The sequence below is a fragment of the Lactobacillus sp. ESL0684 genome, assembly GCF_029392675.1.
GTDB lineage: Bacteria > Bacillota > Bacilli > Lactobacillales > Lactobacillaceae > Lactobacillus.
On record NZ_CP113941.1, the window covers coordinates 1,845,988 to 1,860,575 of the forward strand.

The 14,588-nt window shown below is 35.5% G+C and carries 14 protein-coding genes and 1 other annotated feature; of the genes, 5 read left to right on the forward strand and 9 right to left on the reverse strand.

Annotation, left to right across the window (positions count from 1 at the left end; translation table 11 throughout):
* Positions 1–104: 104 nt before the first annotated feature.
* The 7 genes from OZX56_RS09005 to OZX56_RS09035 all read right to left on the reverse strand — a co-directional run bounded on the left by OZX56_RS09005 (position 105) and on the right by OZX56_RS09035 (position 6,005).
* A complete protein-coding gene (locus OZX56_RS09005) occupies positions 105–1,079 on the reverse strand; it encodes a serine hydrolase domain-containing protein (RefSeq protein ID WP_277139670.1) in 975 nt (324 codons plus the stop codon).
* Positions 1,079–2,386 carry a D-alanyl-lipoteichoic acid biosynthesis protein DltD gene (gene dltD / locus OZX56_RS09010; RefSeq protein ID WP_277139671.1) on the reverse strand — a complete coding sequence of 436 codons (1,308 nt, stop codon included), beginning with the start codon at positions 2,384–2,386 and terminating at the stop codon, positions 1,079–1,081. Before dltD ends, OZX56_RS09005 begins: the two co-directional genes overlap by 1 nt.
* Complete coding sequence (gene dltC, locus OZX56_RS09015) at positions 2,379–2,618, reverse strand: D-alanine--poly(phosphoribitol) ligase subunit DltC (RefSeq protein WP_277125381.1); 240 nt, start codon at positions 2,616–2,618, stop codon at positions 2,379–2,381. The genes dltD and dltC overlap by 8 nt, the downstream gene beginning before the upstream one ends.
* 29 nt (positions 2,619–2,647) lie before the next feature.
* Positions 2,648–3,886: a D-alanyl-lipoteichoic acid biosynthesis protein DltB gene (gene dltB, locus OZX56_RS09020; protein ID WP_277139672.1), complete on the reverse strand. Its 1,239-nt coding sequence runs from the start codon at positions 3,884–3,886 to the stop codon at positions 2,648–2,650.
* Positions 3,886–5,400: a D-alanine--poly(phosphoribitol) ligase subunit DltA gene (gene dltA, locus OZX56_RS09025; RefSeq protein ID WP_277139673.1), complete on the reverse strand. Its 1,515-nt coding sequence runs from the start codon at positions 5,398–5,400 to the stop codon at positions 3,886–3,888. Before dltA ends, dltB begins: the two co-directional genes overlap by 1 nt.
* Before the next feature lie 15 nt (positions 5,401–5,415).
* Positions 5,416–5,568 (reverse strand): teichoic acid D-Ala incorporation-associated protein DltX, encoded by a 153-nt coding sequence (locus OZX56_RS09030; protein ID WP_277125375.1) that lies wholly within the window; start codon positions 5,566–5,568, stop codon positions 5,416–5,418.
* A gap of 113 nt (positions 5,569–5,681) precedes the next feature.
* Entirely contained in the window at positions 5,682–6,005 is a 324-nt protein-coding gene (locus OZX56_RS09035; protein WP_277139674.1) for a hypothetical protein, read from the reverse strand.
* A gap of 556 nt (positions 6,006–6,561) precedes the next feature.
* Here OZX56_RS09035 and cbpB point away from each other — a divergent pair.
* From cbpB to OZX56_RS09050, 3 genes are all read left to right on the forward strand, one after another.
* Complete coding sequence (gene cbpB, locus OZX56_RS09040) at positions 6,562–7,044, forward strand: cyclic-di-AMP-binding protein CbpB (protein ID WP_277125373.1); 483 nt, start codon at positions 6,562–6,564, stop codon at positions 7,042–7,044.
* 277 nt (positions 7,045–7,321) lie between these two features.
* Positions 7,322–7,879 (forward strand): hypothetical protein, encoded by a 558-nt coding sequence (locus OZX56_RS09045; protein ID WP_277125371.1) that lies wholly within the window; start codon positions 7,322–7,324, stop codon positions 7,877–7,879.
* Positions 7,880–8,011: 132 nt separating this feature from the next.
* Complete coding sequence (locus tag OZX56_RS09050) at positions 8,012–9,877, forward strand: heavy metal translocating P-type ATPase (protein ID WP_277139675.1); 1,866 nt, start codon at positions 8,012–8,014, stop codon at positions 9,875–9,877.
* A 110-nt stretch (positions 9,878–9,987) separates the two neighbouring features.
* On the opposite strand, the gene OZX56_RS09055 is transcribed toward OZX56_RS09050, so the two are convergent.
* Entirely contained in the window at positions 9,988–10,953 is a 966-nt protein-coding gene (locus tag OZX56_RS09055) for an ABC transporter substrate-binding protein (RefSeq protein WP_277125368.1), read from the reverse strand.
* 463 nt (positions 10,954–11,416) lie between these two features.
* Positions 11,417–11,476, forward strand: a sequence feature (sodium ion sensor (DUF1646 type); this cis-regulatory element may regulate processes involved in with the transportation of sodium ions).
* Between the two features lie 40 nt (positions 11,477–11,516).
* On the opposite strand from OZX56_RS09055, the gene OZX56_RS09060 reads away from it, so the two are divergent.
* Complete coding sequence (locus OZX56_RS09060; protein WP_277139676.1) at positions 11,517–12,701, forward strand: cation:proton antiporter; 1,185 nt, start codon at positions 11,517–11,519, stop codon at positions 12,699–12,701.
* Here OZX56_RS09060 and OZX56_RS09065 read toward each other — a convergent pair.
* Entirely contained in the window at positions 12,641–13,363 is a 723-nt protein-coding gene (locus tag OZX56_RS09065; protein ID WP_277139677.1) for a type II CAAX endopeptidase family protein, read from the reverse strand. The two genes, OZX56_RS09060 and OZX56_RS09065, sit on opposite strands and share 61 nt — an antisense overlap.
* Before the next feature lie 85 nt (positions 13,364–13,448).
* On the opposite strand from OZX56_RS09065, the gene OZX56_RS09070 reads away from it, so the two are divergent.
* Entirely contained in the window at positions 13,449–14,537 is a 1,089-nt protein-coding gene (locus OZX56_RS09070; protein ID WP_277125362.1) for an ElyC/SanA/YdcF family protein, read from the forward strand.
* The last annotated feature ends 51 nt before the right edge of the window (positions 14,538–14,588 follow it).

Consider the following 14,588-nt stretch of genomic DNA (forward strand, 5'->3'; position numbering starts at 1 on the left):
TACTGACCACATATAGAAGTTAGCATTTTCGCTACCGGAGAAAATGAATACTTTCTCGTGGCGGCACAACAAAATTTTAGCATGCTATAGCATAAAAGACAAGTCTAACCTGTTATATTTTCATTACTGGGCTTTACATCAAGCAGCTGCCACATTAAAGCATCAATTTCAGGTTTTAATCGATCAAATTGACCGTGACGCGTGCGATTTGATTGAATAATAATCATCGTCTTAGCATCATTTGTACTACGCATAAAAGTATAATATCCAGCACCAGCTCCATTAGCCGTCTTTAATTTTAACTGATCATCGTTATAAAACCCTCCACCATAATAATACGGCGGTTGAGAGTGGTATAGCTGCTTGCGACTTTTGGCTGACAGTAATTTACCTGCTAAGATATAGTGCAATGTTTTAACTATATCATGATTGGACATGACAATTGACCCGGCACCAAGCTCATTATGGGCATCACGCAAAGCCTGCTTACGTCTAATTGGAACATATTGACCACGATGATATTGCATTCCCATTGCCAAGCCACTTGCTTGCAATTGCTCAGGATTAGCCCACAAAAACGCGGTCTGTTTTAATCTTAGTGGTTTAATATAAAGCTGGTTAAATAATTGTTCATAGCTCTTGTGCGTGACTTTACTCATAACCGCACATAAATACACATAATTTAGCGAACTATAATACCATTGGCCTAACATTTGGGGCTTAAAAATAGTTTTGGCAATATCACGTTGCAAATTATCTTCATCAGAAATAAAGTACTCAGAGCCAAGTTTCGCTCCTGGTTCGAGTTCAAGGCCTGCTGTCATCGTCAATAGATGTTTAATTGTTACCTTTTTAGCACCCGGAACATCCGGCAAAAACTTATCTAGTCGATCATGCAAGCTTAATTTGCCCGCTTGTACTTCGTGCATTACCATTGCTGCAGTCATCGACTTTTGAACTGAATTAATTAAATAACTAGTGTCAGTGGTATTTTCTGTAGCATAATTGAGCAAAGTCTTACCGTTCCTAAGAACTAAAACTGAACCCTTAATCCCCAGAACTGCAATTTGCTGGCGCACTAATTCTCTTTTAAATTTTCTTTTTGACTTTCCGTCTGTGGACTGGAATTGTTCAAACTAACAACAGAAGGCTTTTTTTGCCATTTTTTGGAATAAAAATAATTGTGCAGATTGTAGTTATAACGGATATTATCCTTCGCCATAAATGGCTTAACCGCCTCATCAACAGCTACCCAGCCACGCCAACCAAGATGAATCGTATCTTCCATAAAATACTTTTCACCACCACGATTGGACAAATCTGCAATATTTTCAAAGCCTTGACTCTCAAGTTGATACTTAATTTTAGAGACCGACTTTTGATACATAGTCTGAGATAGCCCAGTATAGCTAGCCCACTTTTGATTGATCGGTGGGATAACAAATAAAACATTGGTATGCTGTTTGGCAAATTGATGCAACATCAGCTCAAAGTCACTATACTCAACCGATTTAGTATAGTTAAAGTGCTGTTGACTACCCTTTAACTTACGCAAATTACGCTTATTTAACCGTAATTTGTAAAAGCTATTATTTATACCAAATGAATTTGAGTTAGTATGACTAGCAGCTTGCTCGTCTGCAACTTCATCAAGTTTTGCTAGGGAATATTTCCCGGGTAATAACTTTGCCTGCTTTTCAATTTTAGGCTTACGATCACGCAATTGAAATGAACTAAAGAACTTATCTTCATTATCCAGCATCCGTCGTTGTCCCTCTAAAGCAAAACGCTGTGTTGCAGAAATTTGCTGACCGTGAGCAATTCGTTTCATTGCTGCCTTAACTTCACCTTTAATTTCCGGCATTTGTAAAAATCGCTTGGCTGCGTATTGATTAGCCTTATTAAGACTTTTAATGCCTAACAAGAAGTTGCAAGCCTGCAACGGCGAATAATACAACGTAAATGCGTTAGGATCTTGACCCTTTTTAGTGAACCATTGTGGAGAGATAATCACAACCGCCTTTTTGTTGCGCATTTGCTTAGTCGTACCTTGCATCCCCAAAAATTGTGCTAAAGATTGACTACCTGGTCCACCCAATAAAAATGGCTGATAATCGCGATGGTACTTTTCTGCTAAAACACTTGGATGTAGCGGATCCATCCGCGATAATTCACTAGAGCCATAAAACGGAACATACCCATCATCATAAGCATTTTGCTTCATTCGTGAGCCCTTGAAAACCGTTGTAGTTTGTGAATTAGCGGCTTGATAGATTGACTCTTTGGAAAAAGTTCGCTCCCAAGGCAACAAAAAAATTACCAACAACAAAATAACAGCGCAAATAACTGGGCCAAAAATCTGCCACAGTCGGCGTTTGTTACTCATTTGCTAATTCTTCCACCTTTGCCACGATCTTATTCGGAGTATCCCATTCACTGCGATCAAACTCGGAAACTGGTACATCAATTGCAAACTTTTCCTGCAAGTTAAGCAGCATTTGCACGCTAGCCATTGAATCCATTAAGCCATCATCAAAAATATTCTCATCCATTTTATCTGACAAATCTTCACCAGTTAAATCTTGTAAAATCGCTAAAACTTCTTTTTTAATATCCATAATAAAAAACCTCTTAAATATAACTTTCTTTACATCCAGCCGAACCATAGTTGACTAAGAAACCCAGAAAAAATCAAAAAACTAAAACAAACTACGTTAAATGTTGTAAATATCGCTAAACCATGCGTAAACTTATTCGATGGCAGTAAGCCCTTGTGCCGCTTTTTAAAACGGAGCCAAGCATCATTAATAATAATTGCAGTTGCATGAAAAATCCCATAAACAATGTAGTACCAAGTCAAGCCATGCCAAAATCCCATAACTAGAAAGAGTAACAGATACGCAACCTGTGATAACCTAACAGGATTCTTGAACAACTTTTTCTTCATCGCAAAGAATGTAAACCGCATATAAATGTAGTCCCGAAACCAAAACGATAAAGTCATATGCCAGCGATTCCAGAACTCTTTAATATTGGGAGCACTAAATGGTTTATTAAAGTTCATTGGCGTGTGAATTCCCATGAAATATGAGATCGCCACTGCAAACAATGAATAACCAGCAAAGTCAAAAAACAAGTACATACTGTAACAATACATGTAGGCTACAAGCGACCATGATAATTTTAATCCACCATGCGCTGTTCCAGCAATCAAAGCCGCCTTACTTAATCTTGGCAGCCAATAAGTCCCAAAGAACCAACCCAAAACGAACTTATACAAAAAGCCTTGAAATAAATAGCGCACCGCATGACTTAAATCATCGAGATACTGCGACCTCTGGGGAGCCGAATTAGCGTCCTTAGCAAACCTACGATAACGATCAATTGGTCCCGATGAAAAAGTCGGGAAAAATAGTAGAAATCTTAGATAAGTACTGAAACTTACTTCTTTGATTGCCCCATCGCGAATCTCCATAATCACTTGCACTGTCTTAAAGGTAATATAGGAAATACCCAAAAAAGCAAGTACACCTGGGATTTTAGCTTTGGGGAAAGCTGTTTGTACTTTTACTAAAATGAGCGGTATAATCGCCGCAATCACTGCTAGATAAAAGATCCAGGTTTTATTTTTACCCACCTTACGATAGTATAAATAAGCATAGGTTAAAAGTAATTCCAATACCAAATAAACGATCAGGCTAACACCTTGTTGCCATTTATCAGCATCAAAAATCAGAAATAAGAAGACTAATGAAAAAACAGCTTCATAAGTTTTAAATCTGTGTCCGTGATATAGACCAACAATCATTGGAATTAACCCAATGATCAAATACAAAAAATACTGCGGATTGGCGTAAGGCTGTAAGTTAATGAAGTTAAGATGCACTACTCATTAACCTCCTTTATAACCGTTTTGATATCAACCTTACCATTCTGTGAAATCGGTAATTGTTCACGGTAAAGACAACGCTGCGGAATCATGTACGGCATAATATCTTTGGTTAAACTAGCCCTAATCTGTTTAGTAATTTCAGCTTCCGTAAACTTTTTTTTGGCCGATGCCTTTAACTTAATTACAGCAACAATTTGCTTAACGGTATGATCTTGATTATAAATGGGAGCAGCCACCCCCACATCAACTAATTTATTTTTATTTAAATAATGATTAATCTCTTCTAGTTCAATCCGATAACCATTAAATTTAATCTGAAAATCAATTCGTCCACGATAAAAGAGTAAGCCATTTTCAAAAAATCCTTCATCACCTGACCGATGACTAGGATATTGACTATCTGATGCTTTAAAGAAGGCAGCAGACGTTTTAGCGGGATTATTTAAATATCCTTTAGAAACACTGGGACCGGCAATGACAATCTCACCTTCATTTGGCTCATCACCTTTGGATTGATCAATTGTAATCGTCGTATCAGCCTTAACGCGTCCAATTGGCAAACGATCATACTGCACTAAAATATCATCAGTGATCTCAACCTCAGTCACTGCAACTGTTGTTTCAGTTGGTCCATAGGTATTAAAAATCTTACTTTGTGGAAACTTCTGCTTAAGCTGCGTTACTTCATTGTGGGGCAGTTCTTCACCGCAAAACATAAAATGTGACAAATTAGGATGATACTCTGCCGTAAAAGTTTTATCCAAAAAACACATTTGTGCAAATGATGGAGTAGAAACCCAAACATTAAATTGTAATTTAGGTAAAGTCGCAAACAACTGCGCAAAGTTTTCTGTTACCTCATGAGGCAGTGCAACTAGTTTACCCGCAGTTACCAATGCAGGATAAAGACTCATTACCGAAAGATCAAACGAGTATGGCGCCTGCGCCAAAAAACTTGGATTTTTGGGCAATGCAAAATCAGTTATTATCCAATTAACAAAGCTAAGTAAATTATTATGACTAATTTGCACGCCTTTAGGTTTGCCACTAGTTCCTGAAGTAAAAATGATATAAAAGTTATCATCACCATGAACAAAATTTGCTGAATCTAATTCAACATCAGTATTTTCAACTTGATTCGGTTTAACTACTTGAACTTTAGGCATAGCAATTTTAGGTAATTGATCAATTGCTAAAACAGCTTCGCTTTGCGCAATCTCCTGAATCATTACTAATCGCTCAGCATTCGAATAACTAGCAATTGGAATATAGGCATGTCCAGCCTTGACACATCCCAAAAAACTAGCCACCATTTCAAAAGTTTGACCACCCCAAATCATTACAGGACTAGCTGGTGAAAGATTTAGCTGATTGATTTTATTTGCCCAAGCATCTGAACGTTGTTTCAAATCGCCATAAGTATTGGTTTGACCAAGATAATCATAAGCAATACGATCTGGATTAGCTAAAGCAATTTCATCAATTTTTTTAATTATATCTTTGATCATTTAATTAGCACCACCTTAAAATTCATTGTATATAAAATGAACTGAATTAAGACCGCTATATTGATATAAATAGATTAATGCCATTAAAATAAGGCAGTAGATAATTGTTGTTAAAACAAACTTCCCTAAGCGTTTGCTTTTTGAATCAACCTGCTCTTTTTTACTCATATTTCTTCCTCAACAAACAAATATACTTAACTGTTATAGTACTACATATTGTTATGAGACATAGAATTATGCCTAGTCCTTTACTAAATTTAAATATTTTATCGGCATCAGTTTCATCTATTCAGTTTCTTACAGTTGCTATAAGCTAAGTAAATTGGAATGAATACAATAAACGAAACACATAAAAGTGAAAAAATCATTAATATTTGTAAATTTTTCGGCTTAGTCCAACGCTGATTATTAGCAGTTACCAACAAATAAATTGCAAACACTACAATTACTAACAATTGCAGCAAAAATAAATATGAATTATTACCAAAACTTGATTGACTAGCAATCTTGTAAAAATAGAGCCAGCCTGAAGCAGGCAGTAAGCACAGCCAGCCTGAAAATCTTAGCCAAAAAACGGTTTTTTGCTGATACTTTTGAGATTCCATATTTCTCCTCTGTGTCAAATAATGACAATAATCTGATTTGCTAAAACACTATTAATTATAACAAGTGATGCTAAAGCAAACAATTTTGGGATTATGAACAAAATAATTATTTTTAATTTCGTCATACTTTTTTCACATTTATCGATTATACTAAAAGTGTAATGTAGCAAAACAAAAAAGTTTGCTATATTACAATCAACTTTTTTGTTTTTCATTCATACTCCTCCAAGTATAAATAATGAAACAAATTAAATGACTTTATAAGTCAATTTTATATCTATCCCTTTCGACTCACGTGTGTTGCGTGGGTTTTTCTTTCTCCTTTAACAGTTCTAAAGAAATTCTTTACCATTTCGTAAGACTTTTTCCATGCTTAATTCATAATTTCAAGCTATTATATAAACTGTAGCAAGGAAGTAAAAACCTTGCTACATACTCCCACTTTTTTATTTCATTCATTCTTACTCCTTCAAAGTAGATGAAACTAACAGGCTCGCAAAATTTGCGGGCCTTTTCCCTTTTTATGGGACTTTTTAAATATTCGAAAGGACTTCCGATGTTCTCCCCAGCAATTAAACAACTAATTCAAGAAAAATCTGGTTCATTTTTAATTCCAGCTTCTCGTATTGCTATTGTAGAGGATGAAAATCCGCTCTACCATGCATTCTTGATTTTGACCCGTGTCAAATATTCTAAAGTTCCAGTACTTGATCGAGAAAATCACGTGGTTGGTTTACTTAGTTTAGCAATGATTACAGATAAAATGATGGCTACTGACGAAATTACGCTTGAACCATTGAATCAATTAAAAGTACGAGATGTTATGCAAACTGAATTTGATAAAATCAATTTTGTCCAAACTACCTTAGAGGCACAACTTCATCTCTTAGTTGATAATGCATTTTTACCTGTTGTTGATGACTATGGCGTCTTTCAAGGGCTGCTAACTAGACGCGAATGGATTAAAGCATTTAATTACGTCGTTCACAATTTTGAGCAAAAATATAAAGTAACACTAGCTACAAAAAAAGATTTCTAACTACAACTTTTTGGTCTTTTTACTGTTTTTTTAAACTTACTATGTACTTTTATTTTTTATGTACTATAATAAATAAAAAGACATGAAAACGTTGTTAATTGTTATTCTATATGGGTTTTACTTGAGTATACTATTCAATTAAAATTTAACTTATTGTAAAGCTGAAGTTATATAACACATGTAATTTAAAAAATAACACAGGTTATTTTTTATTATGAAATATTGTACGATAATAGAATAACAATTAGCAAAAATCTTCAGGTAAGGAGAGTCTAAAATGATAAAAAAGACCAATATCAATACCTTATTTTTGATAATCGAAGATATTATCAAAAACAGCTCCTATTCCCGTAGTGAGGAATTATCACCAACCGAAAAGAACAAAATAATCGAGCAATTGCAACGCTTAGTAACAGATTCAGAACAATCCGACAAAATTAAACCGATTTCTGCTGCTTTTGATCAAGAAAAAATTGCTAAACAGTTTAAAGCAAATAGCATTAGCATTTCATTAATTTTTGAAATGCTTGAACATGAAGTAGTTTCAGCCAGCCGACTGCACAATATGCTACTAGAATTAGCTCATGAAGAACACTTTTCTATGGCTGGAATTCATAAGATTAACCACTACTTTACCGATAAACATGATCACGGCGATAATGATAATTTCATTACAATGTCCTCTTCGGATATCATTGATTCAATTAGTCGTGCAAAAAATGCGCAGCTTAATTCTGACGAGCTGCATAATTATCAGACCGACTCGGTAAGACCTAATATTAACCAGACAGATAAAGTTATTAAACTAAGCAATTATCGCAACAAGGAAGACTAAAAAATTTAGTCTTTTTTTATTATCCCAGTTTGATTCAGTCCAATTTAGACTTATTCTAATTAAAATTGCTAAATCCATGTTAAACTTAAGGTAATTATTGTTATTTTAATTATTTTGGAGGTTTAACAAACAATGAATTTAAAACGACAATGGAAATTCATTCTGGTCTTAGTAGTCGGCGTAATTGGACTAATCTGCCAGTTTGGTTTCCAAGCTAAAAGCCTATTTCAAATTGGAAATTTACAATTCCCAATTCAAACTATTCTAATTGATATTATCGGTATTATGATGTCAATTTCATTATTACTTGAAATCGTGACGGATTTCAAAAGTGGGCGCTATGGCGTAGACATTTTAGCAGTTATCGCTGTAGTCTCAACTATTTTAATTGGCGATCAGTGGGCAGAATGGATGATTCTAGTCATGATGACTGGTGGTCAAACTCTTGAAGATTATGCCACTGGGCAAGCCGATCGTGAATTAAGATCGCTACTTGACAATTCACCAAGTATTGCCAATAAAATAGTTAACGACAATCTGGTATCGGTTGATGTTGAACAATTAAAGTTAAATGACCGTGTGTTAATTAAACCAGGCGAACAAGTACCGGTAGATGGCAAAATTGTTAAAGGAACATCTAGTTTTGATGAATCTTCTTTAACTGGAGAATCTGTGCCGGTTAACAAAAAACCAGGTGACGATTTAATGTCCGGTTCCATTAACGGTAACGTTGCAGTCGAGATGACCGTCACTAAAAAAGCCAGTGAGTCTGAATATCAAACAATCGTTGCTTTAGTTAAATCTTCTCAGGCTAAACCTGCTAAATTTGTACAGATGGCTGATCGTTACGCTGTTCCTTTTACAGTAATTTCATTAGCAATCGGAATTGCCGCTTGGATTCACTCTGGCAATCCTGTGAACTTCGCCGAAGTAATGGTTGTTGCTTCTCCTTGTCCATTACTAATTGCCGCTCCAGTTGCCTTAGTATCAGGAATGAGTTCCATGTCCAAGCACCATATTATTGTCAAGTCTGGTCCAACAATTGAAAAGTTAGCTAACGCCCAAACTTTTGCATTTGATAAAACTGGAACTTTAACAGAAAATCATTTAGTTGTCGATCAAATTGTCGCAATTGAACAGGCAGGTTACGACAAAAATACTTTGCAAAGTTACGCAGCTAGTGTTGAACAGCAATCCAATCACATTATCGCTAATTCTTTAGTCGACGTTACACCTAAACAAATGCTTAAACCTGCAACTGATATTAAAGAAGCAACTGGAGCCGGAGTCAGTGGCATGGTTGAAAACAAATTAATCAAGGTTGGCAAGCTTAGCTATATAGATCCTGAACAAAAAATTACTGGTGTTAACGCAACCGCAGTCTATATTTCAATTGCTGGCAAGTACGCCGGTTATATTACCTTCACAGACGAGCTGCGTCCTGAAAGTAAAACTACTATTGCCCGTCTTAAGCGCCAAGGTGGTCGTCATATTATGATGCTGACTGGCGATCACAAAAATGTCGCTGATCAAATTGGACAAGCTGTTGGTGTAGATGATATCCGATCTGAATTATTACCTGAACAAAAAATTCAAGCAATTAAAGATGTTCCAACCGAAAATCGTCCAGTAGTGATGACTGGTGATGGCGTCAATGACGCTCCAAGCTTGACCGCTGCAGATGTTGGTATCGCTATGGGTGCCAAGGGTGCTTCAGCTGCCAGCGAAAGTGCTGATGCAGTAATCATGGTTAATGATTTGTCCAAGGTGAACGACGCTGTAGCAATTTCTAAACACACAATGAAAGTCGCTAATGTTGATGTCTTGACCGCAATCACAATCGTTATCATCATTGAATTAATTGCTTTTACCGGCGTAATTCCCGCGTTTTTTGGTGCCATTTTACAAGAAGTAGTTGATATGATTTCCATTAGCTTAGCTTTACTGGCCAAAACTACCCCCAAAAATCCTGAGCAAACAGGTCTAGTAAGCAAGTGATAAAATTATTGGATAACTGTTTAAAGAAGCAATAAAGTACAATATAATCTCAAATACAAAAAGCCTTTGGCTTAAAGCTGCATGCAGACTTTATCCAAAGACTTTTTATTTTATTTAGGAGCTTTAATGGACTTAGGATCAATTCCTAGAGCCTTAGCCATCTTCTTGTTAACTACTAATTTTAGATTAGCCGGCTTTTGCACTGGCATATTTTGTGGTTTAGCCTTACCTGACAAAATTTTAGCTGCCATTTTTCCAGTTTGTACACCGAGAGCTTCAAAATCAATTCCAATTGAAGCAAGACCGCCAACTTTAACCTGATCAACTGAACCAGCAACTAATGGTACCTTCTTTTCCTTAACGATTTTTCCGACAAGCGAAGCGGCAGAATCAAAAGTATTATCTGTCGGTAAGAAAATACCTTGAACTTTGCCGGCTAAAGTCTCTGTTGCCTGTTGCACATCATTAGTTGTATTGGCAGTCTTGATCACAACTTTAACCCCAGCCTTCTTCAATTCTTTAATTGCCAAATCAGCTTGTACTTTTGAATTTGTTTCTCCCGCATTATACATGATGCCAATCGTTTTAGCTTTAGGCACAATTGACAATAATAACTTAATTTGCTTATCAACTGAGGCCATGTCCGTCGTACCTGTAACATTTCTACCAGGTTTGGCATAAGAGTCGACCAATTTTGCAGCTTTTAAATCAGTAACCGAAGTCACAGCAATTGGAATATCTTGGGTAGCATTAGCTAAACTTTGTGCTGCTGGAGTAGCAATACCTAAGAGCAAATCTGGCTTTTCATGAACTAGCTTATCACTCATACTCTTCAAATTATCTTGACTATTTTGGGCATTTTGATAATCAATTTTAAGGTTCTTACCTTCAACATACCCCTCCTCCTTAAGGCCTTTCTTAAATCCCTTATATGACTTATCAAGCGATGGATGTTGTACCACCTGCAAGACGCCCACATGTTTAACTTCGGCTTTTTTATCAGACTTATTGCTACAACCGCCCAGTAATAAAAGTCCGGCTAAGCTAAGACCCATTAACATTTTCTTAATTTTCATTATTGTTCCTCCATAAAAATTAGTAACAAAAAAATACCCACTTATTCCTAAGCAGGTATCACAAAATTATTTTAAAAAATTAATCGCTGCAACTAGCCACTTAAGAATTATGTGACTAACCGCAAACAAATAGCTCTAGCCATCATAGATAAATTCAAACTTATTTTCGTCTGAACCCATCTAGATGACTCCAAACGCTATCTATAATAGCTATAATAAGTATTCAATTGTAACTGATGGCATTTATTGATAATCATAATCATTACCTCCGATACTTGATAAAAAGATTATAGAATGTTTAAAAAATAAAGTCAATAAAATTTTATTTTAATTCGAAAATCAAACTCAAAGCTAGATTAGATAATGTAAATTCTAAGATATCGTAAAAAGTTTCAAACAGACAGATCGGATTGCAAATTATCAGATATTAACTTAAAATTATAACCAAACAAATATTTTTAGTGGTTGGGTTCTTATTTACACAGTAAAAACTTTCAAGATTTGCTTCTTTGGGTCAGGAGGCAGCTTGAAAGTTTTTTTATTTACCCCATGAAAGGAAAACAATGTATTTTTTAGGAGAATTAATTTTAATTTTAACTAGTTCAGTACTCTTAGGACAAATATTTACGCGACTTAACCTCCCTGCTGTCATTGGACAATTAATCGCAGGTATTTTATTAGGACCAGCTTTACTCAATTGCGTCAAACCAGGAGCATTAATTAACCTCTTCTCAGAATTTGGCGTCATACTATTGATGTTTTTAGCAGGATTAGAAAGTGACCTTGCTTTACTCAAAAAATATTTTAAGTTAAGCTTTACCGTTGCTAGTGTTGGTGTGATTCTACCAGTAGTTTTTATGGGAGCAGCTAGTCTTTTATTTGGTATGAAAATCATCGAAGCACTATTTATCGGTATCGTCTTTGCCGCAACCAGTGTATCCATTTCGGTAGTTGTTTTACAAGAAAAAGGACAGTTGCACACACCTGCTGGCACGACAATTCTAGGTGCCGCAGTGGTTGATGACATTCTTGCTGTAGTCATACTAAGTTTATTTACTACTTTCAGCCATACTAATGGAAATAGTGGTCCGACCAATAATTTAGGTATTAATCTTTTACTTGAAGCTAGTTTTTTTGGTTTCCTTTGGCTAATTTATCGTTTAACACCACACATTATGCAAGTTGCTGATCGACTAAACATCGCTCACGCTAACAAGATTGTCGCCTTAATTTTAGTATTAAGCATGGCATGGCTCGCCGAATACGTTGGACTATCTGACTTAATCGGTGCCTTCTTCGGAGGACTAGCACTTAGACAAACCACCCAATATAAAGAACTCGATACAGCTATTAGTACTATTGGTTACACTGTTTTTATTCCCGTATTTTTTGCCAAAATTGGACTAGAGATTACCTTTACTAGCTTTCTAAGCGACTTAGGTTTTATCGCTGTAATGACAGTCTTAGCAATAATCTCCAAGTTTTGGGCTGGTAAATATAGTTGTCAATTATTTGGCTTTGATAAAACAGCAGCTAATATCGTCGGTGCAGGCATGATTTCACGCGGTGAAGTGGCTTTAATCGTCGCACAGATTGGTCGCAAGAATCAGCTTTTCCCACAAGACATTTATTCTAGCCTAATTTTTGTCATTATCATTACAACTGTCCTGTCACCTTTTATCCTAAACTACTTTATTAAAGATAATAACGATGTCAGATACAGTAACAAAAACGGAAACGAATTATAGCCTATATGCGTCAAGATTGAATACCGTAAATCCTTAGTCCGGATATATACCCAAGATAATACACAGCCCAAGGCCCAATAAACTAAAATTGCTTTGGTAATCTGTGGATCATGCATATACCCAAAGATAAAACCTGCTGTGATGATTCCAAGCCATTTGCTAACTGGAGTTTCATGATCAAAAATAAGATCAAAAAGATTAAAAAACATGCCCCGAAAGATGACTTCTTCACAAATTGGAGCAACTAGACAAACCATCAATAAATAGCTTAGTCCTGCTTGCTTTGAAATTTGGTTTAGTTCTGCTTGGTTAGCTGAAGTCTTACCATTAGTTAAACCCACAGCTGCTTGCAAAGTAATGCTCACGATAAACGCCAATACAATTCCAAATAAAGCGATAGTTATTCGCCGTCCGTCCCAGTGCGGTCGTTCATTAAATTCCCAATCATTATCTTCTTGTAATTGTTTGGAATATAAATAAAATAGTAATCCTAAAATAATTATCGTTACTATCACAGTTACGAATAATAAGCTCCCATTAGTCAGTGGTAGCTTTTTTTGAATCTGCTTCGGGAAAAAATAAAATACCTGTAAGAAACTATAACCTACAAATGCCAAAATCATACAGGCAATATTTCCCAGGAAATAAAAAAATCTTCTCATCGAAAAGTTCCTCACTTTCTATGACTTTTTTCAATGTATTCATTATAATGGATTTAATCAATAATACCTATTTTGGAGACAGATAATGCAATTTTTCCAACTATTCAATCATGATCAGCCATTTACATTTTTATCACTTGCATTGCTAATTTCATTGTTTATTTTTTTATTTTCTTGGTTTAAAGAACCACGTAAATTGTTTAATGGTGTTCTTTTTACTTTCTTTATCATCATGCTAGGAATCTGGTTTACCGTATTGGTACTAGCAACCAACTTACGACCTTTATTAATCTCCTATTTCATTATTATTGGTTTAATAGTTGGAACTATTGCTCTAATGGCTGCTTTTTCATGGGTGTTTTTTTTATGGAATGCTTATTTTGTCTGGCAGCGCGAAAGTCACAATCTTTCAAATTTACTAACACTTTTCATTGGTCTATTGCTAATCATTGCTTGGATAATTGTCTTGCTCCATCCCTTCAAAGATCTTCCAGACTGGCTTAGAATTTTACTTGACGCGACACCAACTGTAGTTGGATATTTATTACTGGTGGCCTACAACTTTTTAGTTAATCTTGGTCTCTATCAGCTGGTACCAAAGCAATATGATCAAGACTATTTAATTATCTTAGGTGCAGGATTATATCAAGGCGAAATCGTAACCCCATTATTAGCAGCCAGAATTAATCGCGCTATTCAGTATGCCCTAAAACAAGTTGCTAAAGGACGTAAAATGCCTAAACTAATTATGTCAGGTGGTCAGGGCAGTGACGAAAAAGTACCAGAAGCACAAGCAATGGCCGAATATGCTATTGCCCGCGGTATTAATCCTAAAGATATTCTCCGTGAAACAGAATCCAAAAACACCTACCAAAACATGCTATTTTCTGGACAACTGGCAGCTAAAGATGCTGGTAACAATTCATACAAAGCCAAATTCTTTAGTAATAATTACCATATTTTTCGCGCATCCCTTTTTGCTAAAAAAGCCGGATTATCTGCTAATGGAGTTGGGTGTTATACTAGGTTTTATTTCCTACCTAATGCGATTGTTCGCGAATTTGCTGGTGTTTTAGTTATGAATAAGAAGCGACATATACTTATTATTTCATTAATTTTATTGTTTTTTATTATTCTGTCTTTCCTTACTGCCATAGGCGTTTTAGGGTATTAAATAACAGATAAGTGGTATTTTTTTACTGGACTATATGTTATATTAATGCTA